This window comes from Saccharopolyspora endophytica, from assembly GCF_018070075.1.
Taxonomy (GTDB): domain Bacteria; phylum Actinomycetota; class Actinomycetes; order Mycobacteriales; family Pseudonocardiaceae; genus Saccharopolyspora; species Saccharopolyspora endophytica.
On the sequence record NZ_JAGPXE010000011.1, the window covers coordinates 167,479 to 189,204 of the forward strand.

At 70.0% G+C, this 21,726-nt stretch carries 16 protein-coding genes; 9 read left to right on the forward strand and 7 right to left on the reverse strand.

Annotated elements, in window-relative coordinates:
* Nucleotides 1-119 precede the first annotated feature (119 nt).
* From KBO27_RS24235 to KBO27_RS24270, 8 genes are all read left to right on the forward strand, one after another.
* A complete protein-coding gene (locus KBO27_RS24235; protein ID WP_307870586.1) occupies nt 120-2,186 on the forward strand; it encodes a PQQ-dependent sugar dehydrogenase in 2,067 nt (688 codons plus the stop codon).
* 85 nt (nt 2,187-2,271) lie between these two features.
* The gene (locus tag KBO27_RS24240; RefSeq protein ID WP_210972192.1) at nt 2,272-3,432 is read left to right on the forward strand and encodes an inositol-3-phosphate synthase; all 1,161 of its coding nucleotides are present in this window, start codon (nt 2,272-2,274) and stop codon (nt 3,430-3,432) included.
* Nucleotides 3,429-4,283, forward strand: coding sequence for an SCO3242 family prenyltransferase (locus KBO27_RS24245; RefSeq protein ID WP_210972193.1), 855 nt, complete (start codon nt 3,429-3,431; stop codon nt 4,281-4,283). The genes KBO27_RS24240 and KBO27_RS24245 overlap by 4 nt, the downstream gene beginning before the upstream one ends.
* The gene (locus KBO27_RS24250) at nt 4,280-5,146 is read left to right on the forward strand and encodes a sugar phosphate isomerase/epimerase family protein (RefSeq protein WP_210972194.1); all 867 of its coding nucleotides are present in this window, start codon (nt 4,280-4,282) and stop codon (nt 5,144-5,146) included. Before KBO27_RS24245 ends, KBO27_RS24250 begins: the two co-directional genes overlap by 4 nt.
* The gene (locus KBO27_RS24255; protein WP_210972195.1) at nt 5,143-5,790 is read left to right on the forward strand and encodes an EboA domain-containing protein; all 648 of its coding nucleotides are present in this window, start codon (nt 5,143-5,145) and stop codon (nt 5,788-5,790) included. The genes KBO27_RS24250 and KBO27_RS24255 overlap by 4 nt, the downstream gene beginning before the upstream one ends.
* On the forward strand, nt 5,790-6,650 hold the full coding sequence (locus KBO27_RS24260) for a TatD family hydrolase (protein ID WP_210972196.1): 861 nt from the start codon (nt 5,790-5,792) through the stop codon (nt 6,648-6,650). Before KBO27_RS24255 ends, KBO27_RS24260 begins: the two co-directional genes overlap by 1 nt.
* Before the next feature lie 19 nt (nt 6,651-6,669).
* Nucleotides 6,670-7,836: a metabolite traffic protein EboE gene (eboE, locus tag KBO27_RS24265; protein ID WP_210972197.1), complete on the forward strand. Its 1,167-nt coding sequence runs from the start codon at nt 6,670-6,672 to the stop codon at nt 7,834-7,836.
* Nucleotides 7,833-9,209 (forward strand): alkaline phosphatase family protein, encoded by a 1,377-nt coding sequence (locus KBO27_RS24270; protein ID WP_210972198.1) that lies wholly within the window; start codon nt 7,833-7,835, stop codon nt 9,207-9,209. The genes eboE and KBO27_RS24270 overlap by 4 nt, the downstream gene beginning before the upstream one ends.
* Before the next feature lie 86 nt (nt 9,210-9,295).
* Here KBO27_RS24270 and KBO27_RS24275 read toward each other — a convergent pair whose 3' ends face one another.
* From KBO27_RS24275 to KBO27_RS24285, 3 genes are all read right to left on the reverse strand, one after another.
* Nucleotides 9,296-9,625, reverse strand: a complete 330-nt coding sequence (locus tag KBO27_RS24275; RefSeq protein WP_210972199.1) for a carboxymuconolactone decarboxylase family protein — start codon at nt 9,623-9,625, stop codon at nt 9,296-9,298.
* Nucleotides 9,626-9,820: 195 nt separating this feature from the next.
* On the reverse strand, nt 9,821-10,858 hold the full coding sequence (locus tag KBO27_RS24280; protein ID WP_210972200.1) for an LCP family protein: 1,038 nt from the start codon (nt 10,856-10,858) through the stop codon (nt 9,821-9,823).
* Between the two features lie 155 nt (nt 10,859-11,013).
* The gene (locus KBO27_RS24285; RefSeq protein WP_210972201.1) at nt 11,014-11,784 is read right to left on the reverse strand and encodes an FkbM family methyltransferase; all 771 of its coding nucleotides are present in this window, start codon (nt 11,782-11,784) and stop codon (nt 11,014-11,016) included.
* Between the two features lie 110 nt (nt 11,785-11,894).
* Here KBO27_RS24285 and KBO27_RS24290 point away from each other — a divergent pair, with 110 nt between their 5' ends.
* On the forward strand, nt 11,895-13,094 hold the full coding sequence (locus KBO27_RS24290) for a macrolide family glycosyltransferase (protein WP_246537906.1): 1,200 nt from the start codon (nt 11,895-11,897) through the stop codon (nt 13,092-13,094).
* Nucleotides 13,095-13,275: 181 nt separating this feature from the next.
* Here KBO27_RS24290 and KBO27_RS34690 read toward each other — a convergent pair whose 3' ends face one another.
* From KBO27_RS34690 to KBO27_RS24310, 4 genes are all read right to left on the reverse strand, one after another.
* On the reverse strand, nt 13,276-15,486 hold the full coding sequence (locus KBO27_RS34690; protein WP_210972202.1) for an ATP-binding protein: 2,211 nt from the start codon (nt 15,484-15,486) through the stop codon (nt 13,276-13,278).
* A gap of 709 nt (nt 15,487-16,195) precedes the next feature.
* Nucleotides 16,196-16,990, reverse strand: a complete 795-nt coding sequence (gene dpgD / locus KBO27_RS24300; RefSeq protein WP_210972203.1) for an enoyl-CoA-hydratase DpgD — start codon at nt 16,988-16,990, stop codon at nt 16,196-16,198.
* Between the two features lie 84 nt (nt 16,991-17,074).
* Nucleotides 17,075-18,496: an FAD-dependent oxidoreductase gene (locus KBO27_RS24305; protein WP_210972204.1), complete on the reverse strand. Its 1,422-nt coding sequence runs from the start codon at nt 18,494-18,496 to the stop codon at nt 17,075-17,077.
* On the reverse strand, nt 18,493-21,687 hold the full coding sequence (locus tag KBO27_RS24310) for a non-ribosomal peptide synthetase (protein ID WP_210972205.1): 3,195 nt from the start codon (nt 21,685-21,687) through the stop codon (nt 18,493-18,495). The genes KBO27_RS24305 and KBO27_RS24310 overlap by 4 nt, the downstream gene beginning before the upstream one ends.
* Between the last annotated feature and the right edge of the window lie 39 nt (nt 21,688-21,726).

Consider the following 21,726-nt stretch of genomic DNA (forward strand, 5'->3'; position numbering starts at 1 on the left):
TCCGCCGACGAATTCCCTTCGGCGGCGGGATCAGCGCGCCCGCGTTCCGACCCGCACGATCAGCGAACCGATGAGAGGTTGCCATGCGACGTGTCCCCTTACTGGCGGCGGTGGCCGCAGTGACCACCGCCTTGATGAGCGCACCGGCGGTGGCCGCCGAAGGCCCACCGCCGGACGAGGAATTCCAGAAGGTCGTGCTCAACGACCACCCCGGCGAACCGATCGACCTCGCCGTCCTCCCCGACGGCAGGGTCCTGCACACCACCCGCCAGGGCGAGGTCCGGATGCACCACCCGGACACCGGCCGCAACACCGTCGCGGCCACGGTGGACGTCTACCAGCACGACGAGGAAGGCCTGCAGAGCGTCGCGGTGGATCCCGGCTTCAACGGCACCACGAACCGGTGGGTCTACCTGTACTACTCGCCACCGTTGAACACGCCGACCGACGATCCGTCCACACCGGACATCAACGAGGGCGATGCGCCGGAGTCGGGCACGCCCGAGCAGTTCGCGCCCTTCAAGGGCGCCCTGCAGCTGTCGCGCTTCCAGCTCAACGGCGACCAGCTCGACCTGTCCACCGAGCAGAAGATCCTCGACGTCGGCGTGGACCGGGGCCTGTGCTGCCACGTCGGCGGAGACATCGTCTTCGACGGCGACGGCAACCTCTACCTGTCCACCGGTGACGACACCAACCCGTTCGCCTCCGGCGGCTACGCGCCGATCGACGAGCGGGCGGGACGCAACCCCGCCTTCGACGCGCAGCGCTCGTCGGCCAACACCAACGACCTGCGGGGCAAGGTGCTGCGGATCAAGGTGGAGGAGAACGGCTCCTACACCATCCCGGACGGGAACCTGTTCGCACCCGGCACACCGAGCACGCGTCCGGAGATCTACCTGATGGGCTTGCGGAACCCGTTCCGCATCGAGGTCAACCGGACGACCAACGAGCTCTACGTGGCCGACTACTCGCCCGACGCCGATCACGCCGATCCGGACCGCGGCCCTGCCGGCACCGGTAAGTGGTTCGCCGCCCGCGAGGCGGGCAACTACGGCTGGCCCTACTGCGCGACCGCCGAACTCCCCTACGTCGACTACGACTTCGCCACCGGCACGTCCGGCGCGCCGTTCGACTGCGCCGCCCCGGTGAACGAGTCGCCGAACAACACCGGGCTCACGCGACTACCACCGGTCGAGCAGCCGCAGGTGTGGTACGGCTACGGCCAGTCCGAGCAGTTCCCGGAGCTGGGAGCCGGTGGCATCGGCCCGATGGCCGGCCCCGTCTACCACTACGACGACGGTCGAGGCCGCGCGCCGATCGCCTGGCCGCAGCACTACGACGGCATGCCGCTGTTCTACGAGTGGACCCGCGACTACATGAAGGGCTTCCGCCTGGACGACTCGGGAGCGCTCACCGGCATCGAGGACGTGCTTCCCTCGATCCCGCTGTCCGGCCCGATCGACATGGAGTTCGGCCCCGACGGGGCGCTGTACGTGCTCGACTACGGCAAGGGCTACTTCGGCGAGAACCCCGAGGCGGCGCTGTCGCGGATCGACTACATCGGACCCGGCGGCAACCACAGCCCCGAAGCCAAGGCCTCGGCCAGCGCGACCAACGGACAAGCGCCCCTGACGGTGTCGTTCTCCAGCGAGGGCACCGGCGACGCCGACGGCGACCGCTTGATCTACGAGTGGGACTTCGACTCCAACGGCACGGTCGACTCGCGGGAACCGAACCCGACGCACACCTACACCGACAACGGCGTCTACACCGCGATGCTGCGGGTGACCGACACCGGCGGGCCGAACACCGGCAAGACCGGCCTGGCCGAGGTCAACGTCGTGGTCGGCAACGTCGCGCCGACGGTCCGGTTCGTCACGCCGGTCGACGGGCAGCAGTTCTCCTTCGGCGACGTCATCAACTACGAGGTGGCGGTGACCGACGATCAGCCCGTCGACTGCTCGAAGGTCGAAGTGACCTACATCCTCGGGCACGACGATCACGGACACCCGCAGACGACCGCCTCCGGTTGCTCCGGGTCGATCCAGACCACGGTGCCCGAAGGCCACGACCCCGCGACCGACAACCTGCGCGGGGTGTTCCAGGCGACCTACACCGACCCGGGCGTCGACGGGCTGCCGTCGCTGACCGGTGAGCACGAGGTCGTGCTGCAGCCGACGAGCTGATCAGCACCTGCCCCGGATGCGGTCGCCGCTCCGACCGCGTCCGGGGCCCGCTCCATCCCGCAACACCGAGGGAGGCACGGCAAAGATGGCACCTAGGACCGGACTGTGGTTCATCGGCGCTCGCGGCTCGGTGGCGACAACGGCCACCGTGGGCGCGCTCGCCATGACAACGGGGTTGGCCCCGCGCACAGGTTGCGTCGCTGACCTCCCCGAGGTGGCGGTGGCGGCACCGCCGGGCGTGGACGATCTTCTCATCGGCGGCCACGACGTCGTCGGCGACGCGCTGCCCAAGCGCGCCGAGGCTCTCGCCGCCGGAGGGGTTTTCGGTCACGAGCTGGCCCGGGCGGTGCACAGCGGGCTGGTGGAGGTCGACGCGCGGATCCGCCCGGGCATCACCTCGAACGGAGACTTCCAGCGCGACGCGATCGAGCAGGTCAGCCGCGATGTGGCCGGTTTCCGCGCCGCGCACGGGCTCGACCGGGTGATCGTGATCGACGTGTCCACCACCGAACCCCCGCTGGAGCTCACGCCGGAGCACCGCGATCTGGACGCACTGGATCGAGCGCTGGCCGCGGGCGAGTCGCCGCTGCCTGCCAGCGGGGTCTACGCCTACGCGGCACTGCGCGCCGGATGCCCGTTCGTCGCGTTCACCCCGAGCCCCGGGCCGCGATTGCCCGCGATCGACCAGCTCGCGCGGCGCACGCAGCTCCCGTGGGCCGGCACCGACGGCAAGACCGGCGAGACGCTGATCAAATCGGCGCTGGCGCCGATGTTCGCCACCCGCGCGCTGCGGGTCCGCTCCTGGGCGTCGTACAACCTGCTCGGTGGTGGGGACGGTCAGTCCCTCGCCGACCCGGTCACAGCGGAGAGCAAGACCCGCTCCAAGAACAAGGGATTGGGGTCCATTCTCGGGCATCCGGTCGACGGGCCGATGCACATCGACTACCTCCCCGACCTCGGCGACTGGAAGACGGCCTGGGATCTCGTGTCCTTCGACGGATTCCTCGGGACCAAGATGTCGATGCAGTTCACCTGGCAGGGGTGCGATTCGGCGCTCGCGGCCCCGTTGGTGCTCGACTTGGCCAGGCTGATGGCGCGGGCTCACCGAGCGGGCGCCGTCGGCGCCGTCGAGGCGCTCGGCTTCTTCTTCAAAGATCCCGCCGGGGACACCCCGCACGACCTGGCCGGTCAATGGCGCGCGCTGCTCGACTGGTGCGGCCAGATCGGCTCCGCGGAGCAGCGATGAGGGCCCGGGATCTCGCCGAGCTGGTTCGCTTGCCCGCCGTGCTCACCGCTCCCGGCGACAGCCTCGTCGGGGCCGCGGCGGCCGGCTGGCCTCACGGCAGGCGCAGCTGGGCCATGCCGGTGACCTCCTGCTGCTTCTACCTCGCCGGCATGGCGCTCAACGACTACGCCGACCGGGAACTGGACGCGCGGGAACGTCCCGAACGACCGATCCCGTCCGGCCGGGTCCGGCCCGGCACCGCTCTGGCCCTGGCCACCGGACTGACCGCAGCCGGTTTGGGGATCGCCGGGGCCGCAGGCGGCCGCAACGCTCTGCGGGCCGCCGTGCCGGTGGCCGCCGCGGCCTGGGCCTACGACCTCGCGGCCAAGCAGACCCACGCCGGGCCGGTGGTCATGGCACTGGCACGCGGGTTCGACGTCCTGCTCGGCTCCGGAGGGCACCGTCGAGCCGCCCTCCCCGCCTGCGCAGTCGCCGCGCACACCCTCGGGGTCACCTGGCTGAGCCGCGGAGAGGTCCACGGCGGTTCACCACGAGCGGGCTGGGCGGCGCTGGCGACCACCTCCGCCGCCGCGGCATCGACCGCGCTGCTACCCGGCTCTTCGCGCCGCGCGAACGCAGCCGGCTTCGCGTGCGCTGCCGGATACGCCGTGACGGTCGGTGGGGCTCAGGCCCGAGCCGCGCGTCACCCGGATGCGGACACCGTCCGCGCCGCGACAGGCGTCGGGGTGCGTGGCGTCATCGGACTGCAAGCGGCGCTGGTGGCCGGCACCGGTGCGCTCGGCGTCGCCGGCGCACTGCTCAGCGCCGGTCCGCTGGCTCGGTTGGCGTCGAAGGCGGTGTCGCCGACATGAGCCTGCGGTTCGGCTACGGCACCAACGGATTCGCAGGACACCGCTTCGAAGACATCGTGACCGTTCTGGCGGATCTCGGTTACCACGGGGTCGCGCTCACCCTCGACCAACCACATCTGGACCCGTTCGCACCCGATCTCGCCAGGCGCACCGACGCCGTCCGCCGTCGGCTCGAGTCCCGAGGACTGGCCGTCGTGGTCGAAACCGGTGCCCGCTACGTCATGAACCCCTGGCACAAGCACGAACCGACGCTGGTCTCCGACACCGACCGGGAAAGGCGCATCGAGTACCTCCGACGCGCGGTCCGGATCGCCGAAGAGCTGGGCGCGGAGGCGGTGTCGTTCTGGTCCGGCACGCTGCCCGAGGGGGTGTCCGCGCAGCAGGGATGGGACCGGCTCACCAGCGGAGTCACCGACGTGCTGGACGAGGCGGAACGACGCGACGTGCGGTGCGCGTTCGAACCCGAACCAGGCATGTTCGTGGACACGCTCGCCGGTGTCGCGGAACTGCGCCGCATGCTCGGCCATCCGTCCCACCTCGCCGTGACAGTCGACATCGGGCACTGCGTGTGCAACGAACCGGCACCGCCGCAGGACTGCGTGCACCAAGTGGGCCACCTCCTCGGCAACGTCCAAGCCGATGACATGCGCCCCGGCGTGCACGAGCACCTGGAGTTCGGAGACGGCGACGTCGACCTCCCGGCCACGCTCGGCGCGCTCCTCGACGTCGACTACCACGGACTGGTCAGCGTCGAACTCCCCCGCCACTCCCACGCCGCGCCCGCAGTTGCCGCGCGCTCGCTCGAAGCGCTGCGCGTCGCGGCCGAGCGAGCGCGCACGACCGCGACGGAGGCGAACCGATGAGTTCAGCGCGGGACGTGCTCGGCCCGACCGCCCGAACGCGGTTGGCCGAACTGATCGACGAGGTCACGACGAATCCGACCCGGCTCGCCGTGCTGTTCCCCGCCGCTGCCAGGACGATCGCCCGCGGGCCGGTCGACCCGGCCGATCCCGACGGACTGATCACACCTCGCATCGAGGACGAGGTCCGAATCGGCTTGCTGCGGGCTGCCGAGCGACGCTTCGACCGCTCCGAGCTCGCGGTGGAGATCACCGCGCTGTACCGGCACGGCGACGCCGAGGAGAAGCGCGCGGTGCTGCGCGCGCTCGACAACCTCGATCTCGGCGACGCGTTGCTGCCACTGGTCCACGACGCGTTGCGCAGCAACGACTCCCGTCTGATCGCCGCAGCACTGGGCACGTACGCGGCTCGGTACCTCGACGACCACGCCTGGCGCCACGGTGTCCTCAAGTGCGTGTTCACCGGCGTGCCGCTGGACGCGGTCGTCGGCGTCGCCGAGCGGGCCGATGCCGAGCTGTCCCGCATGGTGCATGCCTACATCGCCGAACGACTCGCTGCCGGACGACCCGTACCGCAGGACGCGCACCGCCTGCTGCAACTGGACAGCGAGGACGCACCAGCAGGCGACCAAGCCGAGGAGGAATGATGCGCATCTTCGATCCGCACATCCACATGAGTTCGCGCACCACCGACGACTACGAAGCCATGTACGCCGCGGGCGTTCGCGCGGTCACCGAACCGGCGTTCTGGGGCGGTCAACCCCGAACCAGCGCGGCGTCGTTCTACGACTACTTCGACACCCTGGTGGGTTGGGAGCGATTCCGAGCGGCGCAGTTCGGCATCCGCCACCACTGCACGATCGCGCTCAACCCGAAGGAGGCCAACGATCCGCGCTGCCGCGAGGTGCTCGACGCGCTTCCCCGCTACCTCGCCAAGGACGGCGTGGTCGCCGTCGGTGAGGTCGGGTTCGACTCGATGACCTCGGACGAGGAGAAGGTCTTCGCCCGACAGCTCGAACTGGCGGCCGAGCACGAGCTGCCGGTGCTGGTGCACACCCCGCATCGCGACAAGGCGGAAGGAACCCGCCGAAGCCTCGATCTGGTCGCCGCCTCCGGCATCCCACCCGACCGGGTGCTCATCGACCACCTCAACGAAGTCACCATCGACCTCGTGGCCGAAACCGGATGCTGGATGGGGTTCTCCATCTACCCCGACACCAAGATGGACGAACACCGCATGGTGCGGATCTTCGCCGAGCACGGCCTTGACCGGATGATCGTCAACTCCGCGGCGGACTGGGGACGCAGCGACCCGCTCAAGACGGCCACGACCGGCCGAGCCATGCTCGACGCCGAGTTCACCGAGGACGACGTCGACCGCGTCCTGTGGCGCAACCCGGTCGAGTTCTACGCCCAGAGCGGCCGGTTGCTGCTCGACCCGGTCGAGACGGACCAGACGGCGACCTTCGAGGGCAACTCGGTGCTGCGCGGCCAACGACCGAAGTGAGCCACGAGGAGACTCAGACATGCGCTTCACCCACCGCGACGGCACCCGGATCCACCTCGCCTACTGCACCAACGTTCACCCCGCCGAGGACCTGGAAGGGTTGCTGCGCCAACTGCGCGTCTTCGGGGGTGGCATCCGCGCCGAACTCGGCGTCGAGCAGCTCGGCGTCGGGCTCTGGCTTCCCGCACCGCTGGCCGCGCACCTGGTCGACCACCCCGATCTCAACCGGCTGCGGGAGGCACTGGCGGGTCACGGTCTCGAAGTCGTCACCCTCAACGCATTCCCGTACCAGGGTTTTCACGAAGCAGTGGTCAAACGAGCCGTCTACCAACCGAACTGGACTGATGAGCGCCGACTCGCCTACACGCTCAACTGCGCACGCGTGCTGGCACGGCTGCTGCCCGCCGATGTCGCTTCCGGCAGCATCTCCACGCTGCCAGTCGCGTGGCGGGAACCGTGGTCGTCGCAGCAACGACGGCACGCCATCAACTCGATGCACCGACTCAGCGAGGGGCTCGCCGAGCTGGCCGACGAAACCGGCAAGCACATCCGCGTCGGGCTGGAACCGGAACCGGGGTGCGTCGTCGAAACCACCGACGAAGCGATCGAGCTGCTCGGCGATGTGGACACCGACCACATAGGACTGTGCTTGGACGCCTGCCACCTCGCGGTGGGGTTCGAGGACGCCGCCGCCTCGGTGCGCCGCCTCACCGAGGCCGCGATCCCGATCGTGAAAACTCAGGCCTCCGCGGCGTTGCACGCCTCCTCCCCCTCCGATGAGGCAACCCGGAACGCTCTGTCGTGCTATGCCGAAGACCGCTTCCTGCACCAGATCCGCGAACGCGGAACCTCCGGCATCACCGCGCTCGACGACCTGCCGGAGGCGCTGCACGGCGATCACTCCCTGCGCGGCGACGGGCCGTGGCGAGTCCACTTCCACGTGCCGATCCACCGCCAACCCGAGCCGCCCCTGACCTCCACCCAACAGGAGCTCGACCACACCCTGCGCGCCCTGCTCGGCGGGCGCACCGCACTCACCGACCACGTCGAGATGGAGACCTACACCTGGTCGGTGCTGCCAGAACGCCAGCGACCGCGCGACAATGCCGAGCTGACGGCCGGCCTGGCAGCCGAACTGCGCTGGGTCGCCCAGGCGTTGCGACGCGCCGGATTGGAACCATCGTGAACAAGATCCTGCTCCTCGACGTGGTGGGACTGACACCGCGCCTGCTCCAGCACGCCCCTCGGCTGCGCGCGCTCGCAGAGCAGGGCTGGCAGGCACCTCTGGAGACCGTGCTGCCCGCGGTCACGTGCTCCGTGCAGTCCACCATGCTCACCGGACTGCCCCCGCGCGAGCACGGCGCCGTCGGCAACGGCTGGTACTTCCGCGATCTCGGCGAGGTCCACCTGTGGCGCCAGCACAACCGGCTCGTCACCGGCGAGAAGGTGTGGGAGACGGCCCGGCGCGCCCGCCCCGACTTCCGCGCAGCCAACGTGTGCTGGTGGTACGCGATGGGCGCCAGCACCGACTGGACCATCACCCCGAGGCCCGTCTACCACGCCGACGGCCGCAAGTCCCCGGACTGCTACACCTGGCCACCGGAACTGCACGACGAGCTGACCCAGGCGCTAGGCGCTTTCCCCCTGTTCCACTACTGGGGCCCGACCGCGTCGCTGCGCTCCACCGAGTGGATTGTCAAGGCCTCCCGACAGCTGCTTCCCGAAGCCGATCTCACCCTGGCCTACGTCCCGCACCTCGACTACGACCTGCAACGACACGGACCCGACAGCACCCAGGCGATCGCGGCCGTGCGCGATGTCGACCGAGCCGTGACACCACTGCTCGAGGACGCGCAGGCGCAGGGCGCAACGGTCGTCGTCGTGAGCGAATACGGCATCACCCACGCCGCACACCCCGTCGACATCAACCGCGCGCTCCGCGAATCGAGCCTGCTGGAGGTCTACACCCAGCACGGCATGGAATACCTGGACCCGTGGACGTCGCGCGCTTTCGCGGTCGCCGACCACCAGGTCGCGCACGTCTACGTCCAGAACCCGGCCGATCTGCCGCCCGTGCGCGAGCTCTGCCAAGACCTGCCCGGAGTCGACCTGGTGCTCGACAGGGCCGCGCAACACGACTTCGGCGTAGACCACCCCCGCGCCGGCGAACTTGTCCTCGTCGCCGAACCGCGCGCCTGGTTCACCTACTACTACTGGCTGGACGACGCGCGGGCCCCGGACTTCGCGCGCGGCGTCGACATCCACCGCAAACCCGGTTACGACCCGGCCGAGCTGTTTCTGGACCCGTCCGATCGGACCGTGAAGCTGCGCGCCGCGCTCGGCCTGGCCCGCAAGAAGCTCGGCCTCCGCTACGCCATGAACGTCGTCCCGACCAGCGGACGCTGGGTCAAGGGCACGCACGGCCGACTACCCGACGACCCGCTCGACGGCCCGGTCCTGCTGTGCAGCGACCCGTCCTCCCAACGCGACCGCATGAGCGCGGCCTCGGTTCGCGATCTCATCCTGGACCTGGCAGAGGTCCCGCAGTCGACGAGATGAGACCCCAATCGGGTCGCACGCGGCCATAACGCGTTGGTTCGAGCTCGCTCCCATCACCAGGTCGGCATCTGGTGCGAGCAGCGGTCCTACTCGTGCTCGGCGATGCTCTTCATCGCCTTCCACCCGTGCGTGATGCCGCCACCGGCGCGCAAGGCAGCGGCGACCATGACGGCCTCTGCGACGGCAGCCTTGGACGCGCCGGCCTTGACCGCGCGCTTGCCGTGATCCTCGATGCAGTAGGAGCACTGCGTCGTCACCGCGACCCCGACGGCGATCAGCTCACGCGTGGCCAGATCGAGGTTGCCGGTGTTCTTGTCGAACACGACCTTGTCGAACCCGAAGAACGCCGACACCATCTCCGGCGCAGCCTCTTTGAGATCGGGCATGAACTTCGCTTCGTCGTCGTGGGAGTGCATCGACCCACCTTTCCTCGCGCACGCGTGACATCGTTGGGCGCCGCCTCCAGTGGCACCACTCTATCGAATATACCCCCTGCCGGTATGTGACCTGCGAGCACGGGGAGCAGGCGGATGCGCAGCGCCGTTGGCGAGATCGACCACTGCGCAGCAGCGGCCGTGCGTCGGCCACCGCCGCGCAATGTTGCCGGGACGTCAGTTCACGATCAGGTCCTGCGGGACCGGGTCGTCGGTTTCCATCGCCTTGAAGAGCCGCAGCGCTTTCTCCTTGTCCCACTGGTGGGCCTTGGAGTCGGTGACCGGAACCGTCGTCGTCACCACGCCGCCTGAGGACATGCCGCGCATCGCCCAACCCAGCGACAGCAGGTCGCCCGGGCCGTCCGAGTCGAGCATCGTCAACGCGCTCGCGCCCTGGTCCGCCAGCGCGTACGCGCGGAACGGGTTGATCAGGGTGGTGATGCTCGAGGCCTCGGCGGCCAGGGCCCCGATGAACTTGCGCTGGTTGGCGACCCGGTCCAAGTCCGATCGCGGGGTCGCGTCGCTGTAGCGCATCCGCACGAACGTGAGGGCGTCCGGGCCGTCCAACGTCTGGCAGCCTGCTTGGAGGGTTTGACCTGTCTTGACGTCGTGCATCTCCTGGTCCAGGCACATCTCGACGCCACCGACCGCATCGACGAGACCCGCGAATCCGCCGAACCCGACCTCGGCGTAGTGGTCGATGCGCAGCCCGGTGGCCTGCTCCACCGTTTGCGCCAGCAGCGGCGGGCCGCCGACCGCGAAGGCCTCGTTGATCATCGTCCGGCCCCGTCCCGGGACCGGGACCCGCGAGTCGCGTGGGAGGCTGATCAGCGTGGGGGTCGTGGAGTTGTCCGGCAGGTGCGCGATGAGGATCGTGTCCGTGCGCTGACCGTCAGCATCTCCCACGTGCAGGCCCGCCGCCGTCTCCGGATCCAGCCCTTCCCGGCTGTCCGAGCCCACGACCAACCAGTTCGTGCCCGCGGTGGCCTCCGGTCGGCCCGGGTAGTCCGGGAAGGCGTCGATCCGGCGGACCGACGAGTCGACGTGGAACCAGAGCCAGCCCGCGAAAACCACCGGGAGCACCAGCACGGCCACCAGCAGCGGAATGATCAGGCCCTTCCGGCTCCGCCGTGGCGCCACCGGCCCCCGCCGCGCCGGGCTGATCACCGGTCGCTGCCGCGCGTTCCAGTCGCGCCGCGTCTGATTGGTGTTCATATTCGACAAGACGCTCCGAGCGGCCGGAGGTTGTCCGCGTCACCGGAAAAGACGGCGTTCTCGTGTCGAACCCGGGGAACGAGTTCGGATCACGACCGAACCCGCCTGCCCTTCGCCCGGCATCACGCGCACCACCGGCCACTCCCGCGTCCGCACTACCGCGTGGCGTACACCATCGATTGGCGCAGGACGTCCGGGATGTCGGGCGCGCTCTCCGTCGTCGCGGTGAATCCGTGGGCGTCGAGAAGTCCGAGGACCGCGTCCAAACGGCCGTCCAGATCCTGCACTTCGAGGACGCACTGCCGCACTCGCCGCCAGTCCGACGGGTCGAGGCCCTCCAAGACCTCCAGCTCCGCGCCCTCCACATCGACCTTGAGCAGATCGATCGGGCCCTCGGGCGCCCAGTCGCGCAGCGCGTCGGACAGCCGGCGCACCTCGGCCTCGACCTCGACGCCTCCCATGATGCGGTCCACGGCCTCCGGGCCGATCTGCTCCACGATCAGCTCCTGGTTGATCTTCTTCTGCTCCGGGTATCGCGTGGAGTTCCCGTGCAGCGCGGGGTAGAAGGTGAAGCTCACCCGCGCTTCGGGCCGCCCGCCGAGCGCTGCCCGCACCACTTCCACACCTGCCGCGCCGTGGTTCTCCAGGTTCTCCACGAGAGCCCGGTGGGTCGCGGGGATCGGCTCGAAGGCCAAGATCCGCGCGCCCGGGAACTCCTGCTTGACGAACAGGGAGAACAGCCCCACGTTCGCACCCACGTCCACGATCCGCGCGGATTCGGACAGCCGGATGCCGTGCTTGAGATAGGTGCGTTCGACGAAGATCTCGTTGTAGATGAACTCGACCTCGGAGAACAGCGCGTCTTCCGGCTGCGGCACGGAGACCGAGAAGCCTTCGGCGACCTGGACTGATCTGAGTTCGGTCATGGATTCCTCCTGGACGTGGTTGGTTCCCCGCGCGCCGGACGGCCGCGAGCGGATGCACTAGTGAATCGGCCGGTTGTGCGGCGCTCGCCGTGTCGCTTAACGTCGGCGCCATGGCCCATCTCGCGATGGTGAGCATCGCCCACCACGGTCACGTGAACCCGAGCCTGGGGGCGGTGCGAGAGTTGGTCGCGCGCGGTCACCGGGTCAGCTACGCCATCCCCGACGAAGGCGACTTCGTCGCGAAAGTGCGCGCCACCGGCGCCGAACCACGGGTGTGGGAGTCCACATTGCCCGCAGCCGGAGACCCGCCGGAGGCCTGGGGCGAGTCCCGGCTCGACCTCGCCGAGTTGTTCCTGCGGGACGCGATGCAGGCACTGCCGCAGCTCGACGCGCTGTACCGGGACGACCTTCCCGACCTGGTGCTCAGCGACATCTCCGGTTGGGCGGCGCGGGTTCTCGCGCATCGCTGGGACGTGCCGTACGTGCAGTTCTGCCCCAATCTGGTGCCTTGGGAGGGGTACGAGGACGAGATCGGCGCGCGGTTGGTGCAGGAGATGAAGTCCTCCGCTCGCGGCCGCGCCCACTACGCGCGGTGGAACTCCTGGCTCGCCGCGAACGGCCTCGCGGGCACCGATCCCGACGACTTCATGGCTCATCCCCCGCGTTCGCTCGTGCTCATCCCCCCGGCGCTCCAGCCGCACGTGGACCGGGTCGACACCCGCCGGTACAGCTTCGTCGGCGCCTGCCAGGACGACCGGGTGGACCAGGGCACTTGGCAGCGTCCCGCCGAGGCAGAGGGCAAGCGGGTCGCGCTGGTCTCGCTCGGCTCCAACTTCACCAAGCAGCCCGCCTTCTACCGGGCCTGCGCGGACGCCTTCGCCGCACTGCCCGACTGGCACCTGGTGCTCCAGGTGGGCAGGCAGGTCACCGAGCGGGAGCTGGGCGCGATACCGGACAACGTCGAGGTGCACTCCTGGGTGCCGCAGCTGGACGTGCTGCGGCAGGCGGACCTCTTCATCACCCACGCCGGGGCCGGCGGCTCCCAGGAAGGCCTGGCCACCGGCACCCCGATGCTCTGCGTACCGCAGGCCGCCGACCAGTTCGACAACGCCAACCTCCTGGTCCTGCTCGGTGTCGCCGAGCGCCTCGACACCACCGACGCCACCGCGGAGGCGTTGCGCGCCGCCGTTCCCCGGCTCGCCAACGACCCGGACATCGCCGCGCGCTGCGCCGCGGAGCGGGAGCGGAACGCGGTGGAAGGCGGCTCCCGGCGCGCGGCGGACCTGATCGAGGCGGAACTCCCCGGCTGACCGGGACCGACGGCACTGACCTGCCACTTCGATCGCGTTCATGCCGCGGGAACGAAGTGGCAGGTGTCGCGCCCGAGGAACCGGCCCGACGGCTCGAACACGAGGGAATCAGCGCACTCCACATCGACGGTGCGTCGATCCTCGAGCTTTCCGGGGAACGAATCCAGCGCACCCGGAGGCATCAGACGCGCTGCTGCTTGTAGTGGCGGGAGTACCAGGCGGCCAGGTGCGCTCTCGTGTTCAGCCCACGTGCCGTCCGAATGTTGCGCAGGTGCGTTTCCACCGTCCGCACCGACAAGTACATCTGCGCCGCGATCTGCCGGTTCGTCAGCCCCTTCGCCACCAGGCTCGCGATCTTCTGCTCCCGATCGCTCAGCGGCCTGCGTTCCCGCTTCGGCTGGGCCGCGTGGTCCACTGCCTCCCGTCGTGCGAATCGGACGGCTTCGGTGCCCTTCAGCGCCAACCCCGCTGCCAGGGCCTCCTCGGCTGCGGCCTCCGAAAGTCCGGCCCGCGCAGCGGCCTCCGCCTTGGCCAGCCGCTCCGACAGCCACTCGACGCCGGTCAGCGCCTCGTCGAGCCCGTGCGACTCGGCGGCCACCAACAAGGTCAGCGTGCGGGCGTACTCGGCCCGTCCCAGCGCGGTCAGCACGAACCCGGCGAAGACGCTGGTCACGTTCTCGTCGAGCAACGCCGAGAACCGTTCCTCGGCCTCCTCGTACCGCTCCTGCTCGCACAGCAGCAGGCCGTGCACGAAATCAGCGCACCGCGTCGGACCCGTGAGCCCGGATTCCCGGACCAACTCCAGAACGCCGAGAACGGCCGACGACCGCCGGGCCATCAGGTCCCAGTCGGCGACCACGCTGCGCATCGACGCGTACAGGCACAACACCATGATCATCCTGTCGCCGAGCTGAGTGGTCACGCGAAGGCGCGCCCGCAGGTCGCTCGAGTCCGTCGAACAGGCGGACAGGAAGTACGCCATCACCGACATGCGGCTGGTGAGGTAATCGTGCGGTGCGGCAGCCGAAGTCGCGATGGCCTGCCGGGCGAAGGATTCCGCCCGCTCGAAATCCGCCGCCGCGCCCGACACGACGGCCGCCGTCGACAGCGCGACACCTCGGTGCGGGTTCGCGGCGCTCGCCGACTCGAGCGCCTCCGCCGCGCGACCGCAGACGGTCGGCCGCCTGCCCTTCATCAGATCGGCGGCGTCGGCCGCCGCGGCGAGCAGGAGCTCCCGGTCGTCGCCTCGCGAGCGCAGCCACGTCAGGACCTGGTTCACGTGCTGGTGCTCGATCCAGAAGAACTCCGCGGTCTCACCGTCCATCACGCCGTGCTGCGCGAAGTCACCGGTCGCATCGACGATCCAATCGGCCAGCAGCTCGCGCGCACGATCCTCCTCGCCGCGGTCGGCGAGGTGCTCGCGGGCGAAGTCCCGGACGCTCCCGGTCATCCTGAAGCGCGCCTCGTCGGAACCGGACACGGCAACGAGCAACGACTTCGATTCGAGGGTGGCCAGCAGCTCCGGCACCGCCGTCGCCTCGACCCCTGCCGCGGCGGCGACGGTCGCGGCGGCCTTCACGCCGAACTCGCCGGACAGCGCGGACGTCGTGCGCGCCAGAGCCCGTTCCGGCTCGGCGAGCCGGTCGTAGCTCCACCCGACGGCGGCACGCAGGCTCTGATGCCTCGGAGCGGCCGTCGCCCAGCCGGTCGTCAGCAAGCTCGCGCTGTCGCCGAGCCTGCGGACGATCTCGGCGACGGGGAACGCGCGCACCCGCAGCGCCGCCAGCTCCATCATCAGCGGGAGCCCGTCGAGGCGGGCGCAGATCTCCCGCACGTCGGCGGCGTTGTCGTCGGTGAGCTCGAAGCCCGGCACCACTGCGCCCGCGCGCTCGACGAACAGCCGCACCGCGGCATCCTCCCCGCGAGTCCACGGCAGGCCCTCCACGACGTGGACGACTTCGCCGGGCAGGCGCAGCGGCTCACGACTCGTGACCAGCACCCGGAGGTCGGGATGGCGGGACAGGAGCGCGTTGACGGTCCGGCTGCACCCGCTCAGCACGTGCTCGCAGTTGTCCAGGACGAGCAGCCGCGCATCGCCGTCCTGCTCGCAGCCGGCCAACTCCGCTTCGACGCGCGGCATCACCTGAGCGGGATCGCTGACGGAGGCCAGCTCGACGTAGACGACCTGGTGCCTCGCCCTGCGCTGCTCGACCGCGGCGGCTTCGACGGCCAAGCGGGTCTTCCCAGCGCCGGGTGCGCCCGTCACGGTGACCAACCGGTCGTCGCGGATGAACCTGCTCAGCGCGAGGAGGTCGTCTTCGCGGCCGACGAAGCTGCCCAGCTGCTCCAACAGACCGACGGTCGAGGCCGCGCCGGCCCTGCTCTCGGACACCCGCTGCCGATAGGCGCGTTGCCTGCACGCGTTCGAGCAGAACTTCGCATCCCGCCGTCCGCCTGCCGCGTGCGCGACGATCTCGCACCCGCACGCACGGCAGGTCTGGCCGCCTGTCACGCCGGAGGTTCGCCTCACCAGCCGCACCTCTCGGGAGCGCAGCCGAACGGCGGCACCACGGAGCCGAACGATGTTTCAGGACACCACGCCATACCTACGCCTCTTTCACGCCCAGCTGAGCGGATTCAAGCGGATTCGAGAGGTTGTGCCGAAGAAAGGACGATTTCAGATGACAAGCCGATAAAACCCGCAACCCTCGGCCGAGTCAACGCCGCAAGACTAGTGTTTTCATTGAAGAAAATTCGCTAACCGAGATTGTGCGCGCCCGATCACCCAAAGTGTTCGCGTCGATTCTCCCGGCCATGATCAAATGTTAAACTTGCGTAATCTTGACCCAAAAGACCAGCGCATGCAATGCTCATACGCCTCCAATAAAATGATTCATCCCCTCCTCGAATCGACGCTGGAGACGAGATCGATTCGGATGTCGAAACTCACACTCCCGCCGCGCGGGGAAATCCATCTGCATGCGCACGAATCGGCGTGCTGTACAACACGACTTCCGAATTCGCGTCTTTCGATATGATAGAGCGGAATCTCGACAACACCGGAAGCCCGCTCACGGCGTCGTCGACAGCGCGGATCCTCGCTATTCACCACGCCACGCGGGATCACGTTTCTCCGCGAACGCGCGCGGCCCCTCCACGGCGTCGTGGCTCGCCCGCCTGCGGGACTCCTCCGGGTACTCCGCGGTGAAGGCGTCCTCGATCGGCATGTCCACCGACCGCAGCACGGCTTGCTTCACCGCGCGCACGGCCAGCGGGGCGGCCGCCAGCAGGTCGGCCACCCAGCCCTCGACGCACGCGTCCAGCTCTGCCGCGGGCACGACCTCGTTCACCAGACCGAACCGGGCCGCCTCGGCAGCCGACATTCGCCTGCCCGTCAGCAGGTGTCCCATCGCCTTGCGCAGCGGCAGCTGGCGCGCCAGGCGAAAAGCACCGCCGGCGCCGGGAACGAGGCCCAGGCGCACCTCCGGCAGGCCGAAGACCGCGTCCTCGGCCGCGACCACGATGTCGCACGCGAGCAGCAGTTCGAACCCGCCACCGAGCGCGTAACCGCGCGCAGCCGCGACCAGGGGCTTGGTGAGCTCGAACCGCTCGGTCAGACGCGGCCAGCCCGGCAGCCCCCGGCTGCCGAAGGACGTCCGCTGCGCCCCGCCGGCGTCGAGCGCGGCCCGTTCCCGCAGGTCCTGGCCCACGGAGAAAGCGCGGTCACCCGCCCCCGTCAGGACGACGACGCGGATCTCGTCGTCGGCCTCCACGTCGTCCCACACCTCGCCGAGTTCGGCGTGCATCTGCAGGTCCATCGCATTGAGCACCTCCGGCCGGTCGAGCGTGACCCGCGCGACGTGACCGTCCTTGCGGTAGCGAACATGGGGCGCCATGCGGGTACCTCCGTCGCGGATGCGCGCACTGTCAGCGCGAGGCTAGGAACCGGGTCAGCTGCCCGGCATCCGCGCTGCCCGCCGTTACACCGACGCCGCGCTGCGCTCCCAGTGCATGCCGTCCTGGCTGGCGATCAGGCCGTCGGCGCTGAGCGGAACGTCGTCGGTGGCTTCACCGAAGGCCGCTTGCAGCTGGATCCGGTGTCCCTCCCAATGGACCCCGCGGGACAACTCGTGCAATTCCTCCTTGCGCTTGTCGCGGTACGACTCGGCGGTCAGCACCGCCTCGTCCGACGCGCCACCGCCGACCAAGCCGACGAACGCCTGCGCGGCGGGTGCGGTGTCCCGCGTGACGCGCTTCGCGTCCTCGAAGTACTGCTGCTCGTCGCGGTTGATGTCGTAGAAGGTGACCAGGAAGTCGTGGAAGGTCTGGTACTCCTTGCGGTACCTGGCCGCGTACTCCGCGAAGCACTCCCGCTCGTCCAGCTCTCCGCGGAGCGCGGTGTTGATGGAGCGCGCGGCCAGCAGTGCGCTGTAGGTGGACATGTGCACGCCCGAGGAGAACAGCGGGTCGATGAAGCCCACGGCGTCGCCGACGAGCACCATGCCGGGCCGCCAGAAGGTATCGTGGAGGTAGGACCAGTCCTTGCGGACGCGCACCTCGCCGTAGCGGCCCTCGGTCACGCGCTGGGCGTCGGAGAGGTACTCGGCGACGATCGGGCAATCGGCGATCATCGCGGCCAGGGCTTCGGCCCGGTCGCCGCGCAACCGGTCCGCGCTGTCCTTCCGGACCACGGCGCCGACCGAGGTGAGCGTGTCGCTCAGCGGGATGTACCAGAACCATCCCGAGGGGAAGGCCACGCAGGTGATGTTGCCGCTGTTGGGTCCGGGCAGCCGCCTGCCGCCCTCGAAGTAGCCGAACAGCGCGATGTTCTGGAAGTGCTCCGAATAGCGGCGTTGACCGCCGATGGACCGCTGGAGCTTGCTCTGGTTGCCGGTGGCGTCCACGACGTACCGGGCGCGCGCCGTGCGCTCGGCACCGTCGGAGTCGGTGTACCGGACGCCGCGGACCCGGTCGTCTTCCTCGATGACCTCGCCCACCGCGCACCGCTCCCGCGCCTCGACGCCCTTGCGGCGGGCGTTGTCGAGGAGCAGCTGGTCGAACTTGGCCCGTTCGACCTGGTACGCGTAGGAGGTCGGACCGGCGAACTTCTTGGAGAGAGCGAAGTCGAACGACCACGGCTCGGAACCGGAGCCCCAGCTGAAGGTGCCACCGCGCTTGCGCACGAAACCCGCGTTCTCCACCTCGTCCGTGACGCCCAGCAGGCGGCAGATCCCGTGCACGGTGGACGGCAGCAGGGATTCCCCGATCTGGTAGCGGGGGAACTCCTCCTTCTCCAGCAGCAGGACCCGGTGGCCCTGCATGGCCACGAAGGTCGCCACGGACGCCCCGCCCGGGCCACCTCCGGCGACCAGCACGTCGTACTCCTCGGCGGGATGTGTCATGGGAGATCGGCCTTTCGTCCGGGAATGGATGACTGCTCGCCGTCGCCGACCGGCAGCACGTGGCCCGGCAGTGCGATGGGGTCGCCGAGGACGACGGCGATGTCGCGGCGTCCGTCGTGCGGCTCGCGGGCGTGTGCCGTGCGGATGTTGTCGACGAGCAGGACATCGCCTTCCCGCCATCGCTCGCCGACGGTGAACCGGTCGTAGACGGTGTTGATGCCGTCCACCACGGCGGCCGGAACGGGGGTGCCGTCCCCGGCGGCGGTGTCGAAGGGGAGTCCGCCGGGTCCGTAGACGTCGGTGAGGTACTCGCGGACGGCCGGGTCGACGGTGAGCCCGTTGAGGAAGGCGATCTGGTTGAACCAGCAGGGTTCCCCGGTGCTCGGGTGGCGCACGACGGCGGCGCGGCGCTGCCGGGTGACGAGCCGGTCCTCGGACAGCCAGGTGTTCTCGATGCCGGCGGCGGCGCAGTAGGCGTCGACGGCCGAGCGGTCGCTCGTGCCGAACGCCTCGGGCCAGGCGACTCCCACGTCGTGGTACGCGCGTCGCAGCAGCCAGCCGTGCCGTTCGAACGGGGCGACGAGCTCGGAGGGCAGAGCGCCGAGGACGCGCTGGGAGTCGGCGACGGTGGTGCGGCCGCCGCTGCCGGGGGCGGTGAGGCAGCCGAACACGAGGGTGCCGGGGACGGTGTCGGCGTAGCTCAACTCGTGGTGCATGCACATCGGCTCGTCGGCGGGCCAATGGCTGCCGGAGTAGACCTCGCGCGGGTAGGCGGTGCGGGGCGCGAAGCTCTCGCGTTCCGCCATCGCCTCGATGCCCAGCGCGGAGGCGACGTCGGCGACATCGGCGGGCGTGCGGACGCCGAGGCCGCGCAGCAGGACGGCGCCGGACTCGGCGAGCGCCGCGCGTGCCGCGGCACGCGCCGTCGCTGCGCGCCCCACGGGATCCGGGCCGTCCCCGGTGTCGAGCACGCGGAGCGCTTCAGGCTCGGTCGCGACGACCTGCGGTCGAGTTCCCGGCGCCGGTGCGGGGTTTGAGACTTCCGCACCTGTCGCCGACTTGCGGTCGACGAGGGCCGCGACGTCGGCGACCGTGGGGGTGTCCTTGAGGTCGGCGACGCTCACCACGCGGTCGAGCGCCATCGACAGCCGGATCGCGGACAGCGAGGTGCCGCCGAGTTCGGCGAAGCGGGACTCCCGGCCGATGCGCTCCACGGGCACGTGCAGCAGGTCGGACCACAGGGCGGCGATGCGCCGTTCGGTGTCCGTGGCCAGCCCCGGTGCGCCGGTACCGGCTCCGTCGGTGCCCTCGGTGTCGCGAGTGCGGGCGGTGAGAGCGATCTTGTCGATCTTCCCGTTGCTGGACAGGGGAAGTTCGGGGAGGCGGTACAGCCGAGGCGGCACCATGTAGTCGGGCAGGGCGGTGCCCAGCGCTCGGGCCACGCCGGCGCCGTCGGGGGCGTCCTCACCGGTGTAGTAGGCGACGAGCTGGGGATCGTCCTGCGTTCCGGCGACGACGACCGCGCCGGAGAGCACGCCGGGCACCTGCAGCAGCCGGTCCTCGATCTCGCCGATCTCGATGCGGAACCCGCTGATCTTCACCTGGGAGTCGCGCCGCCCCAGGTACTCGAAGTCGCCGGAGGGCAACCGGCGGCCGAAGTCGCCCGAGCGGTAGAGGCGGTCGTCAGGGCGGTACGGGTCGTGCCGGTAGACGGCGGCCGTGCGGTCGGGGTCGTTCAGGTAACCGCGGCCGACGCAGACCCCGGCCATCACGATCTCGCCCGGTGCTCCGATGGGCACGAGGTGCAACTGTTCGTCCACGACGTACACGCGGCAGTTGCGGATGGTGTCGCCGAGCGGGATCGACCGGTGCCCGGGCAGCGCGTGCATGACGCCGTGGTTGGAGTCGTCGCTGACCTCGGTGAGCCCGTAGCAGTTGACCAGGGGGACGTCGGGGAAGACGGTGAACCAGCGGCGCACGAGCTCCTTCTTCAGCGCCTCCCCGGTCACGGCCATGACCCGCAGGTCCGGCAGCGCGGCCGCGGCGTCGGGCCGTTCCGCGAGCAGGAGTTCGAGGTAGGTCGGCACCAGCTGCGCCACCTCGACGCGATGCCGGGCCAGCAGGTCGACGAACCGGTGCACGTCGACCACGGCCTCCTGCTCGACGAGGAGGGCGCGACCGCACAGCAGCAGCGGTGCGACCAGCTGCCACAGGGAGATGTCGAAGCACTGCGGTGCGGTCTGCGCGACGGTGTCGCCCTCCCGCATGCCGAGATCCTCGATCTTGGCGTAGACGTGGTTGAGGAAACCGTCGTGCTCGCACAGCGCGCCCTTGGGTTCACCGGTGGAGCCCGAGGTGAAGTAGACGTAGGCCAGTTGGTCACCGGCGACGGAGATCGCCGGGTCGTGGGTGGGTCCGTCGCCGTCGATCACCTCGCGCACGTCCAGGCGGCGGACCGCGTCGCGGTCGGCGAGCGCCTCGTCCAGCGGCGGCACGTCGCGCTCGGCGAGCACCCAACGGCATTCCGCGCGGGTGAGGGTCCTCGCCATGCGCCCGCCGGGGAAGTGCGGCTCCAGCGGCAGGTAGCAACCGCCCGCCTTGAACACGGCGAGCACGGCGGCCAGCCAGTCCGGGGTGCGCTCGGTGACGACGGCGACCACGTCCTCCGCGCGCAGCCCCTGCCGGTGCAGTGCCCAGGCGATCTTGTTGGCGTCCTCGTTGACCTCGCGGTAGGTCCGGGTGGCCGCGCCGTGCACGACGGCGACCGCGTCGGGGTGGAGCCGGACGCGCTCCTCGACGAGTTCGTGGAGGCGCCGTCCCGGCAACGGTCTCACGGGACCGGAGCCGGCGGCGATGACCTCCTCGGCCTCCGCCTCCGAGAGCAGCCCTTCCCGCGTGTGCGGCGCGTCGGGAGCCTCGATCGCCAGCTGCTGAGCGCGTCGGACGTAGCGCTCGAGGCGGTCGGCGGCGATGTGCGGTTGGGCAACGGCACCGTCCCACGCTTCGTCGGCCGCCGCCCGTCCGTCCGCTGTGGACACTCGCAGGACCAGGTCGCGCCACGTCGCCTCGGACGGCAGCACCGGCGTTCCCACGACCACCGACGCGACCTTCAGCCGTGCGGCGCGCAGCACCGCCTCCTCGTCGGTACCGCAGGAACGGGCCAACTCGGCGCCGGATGCTGTGTCCCGCATGGGTTCTCCTCTTTCTCGCTCGGTGAAGCGGCGGACGAT

Coding starts and splice junctions, on each gene's coding strand:
- KBO27_RS24305 (WP_210972204.1), bottom strand. CDS start 18,496: ATGACACATCCCGCCGAGGAGTACGACGTGCTGGTCGCCGGAGGTGGC.
- KBO27_RS24290 (WP_246537906.1), top strand. CDS start 11,895: ATGGCCCATCTCGCGATGGTGAGCATCGCCCACCACGGTCACGTGAAC.
- KBO27_RS24275 (WP_210972199.1), bottom strand. CDS start 9,625: ATGCACTCCCACGACGACGAAGCGAAGTTCATGCCCGATCTCAAAGAG.
- KBO27_RS24285 (WP_210972201.1), bottom strand. CDS start 11,784: ATGACCGAACTCAGATCAGTCCAGGTCGCCGAAGGCTTCTCGGTCTCC.
- KBO27_RS24240 (WP_210972192.1), top strand. CDS start 2,272: ATGGCACCTAGGACCGGACTGTGGTTCATCGGCGCTCGCGGCTCGGTG.
- KBO27_RS24280 (WP_210972200.1), bottom strand. CDS start 10,858: ATGAACACCAATCAGACGCGGCGCGACTGGAACGCGCGGCAGCGACCG.
- dpgD (WP_210972203.1), bottom strand. CDS start 16,990: ATGGCGCCCCATGTTCGCTACCGCAAGGACGGTCACGTCGCGCGGGTC.
- KBO27_RS24310 (WP_210972205.1), bottom strand. CDS start 21,687: ATGCGGGACACAGCATCCGGCGCCGAGTTGGCCCGTTCCTGCGGTACC.
- KBO27_RS24245 (WP_210972193.1), top strand. CDS start 3,429: ATGAGGGCCCGGGATCTCGCCGAGCTGGTTCGCTTGCCCGCCGTGCTC.
- KBO27_RS24260 (WP_210972196.1), top strand. CDS start 5,790: ATGCGCATCTTCGATCCGCACATCCACATGAGTTCGCGCACCACCGAC.
- KBO27_RS24255 (WP_210972195.1), top strand. CDS start 5,143: ATGAGTTCAGCGCGGGACGTGCTCGGCCCGACCGCCCGAACGCGGTTG.
- eboE (WP_210972197.1), top strand. CDS start 6,670: ATGCGCTTCACCCACCGCGACGGCACCCGGATCCACCTCGCCTACTGC.
- KBO27_RS24250 (WP_210972194.1), top strand. CDS start 4,280: ATGAGCCTGCGGTTCGGCTACGGCACCAACGGATTCGCAGGACACCGC.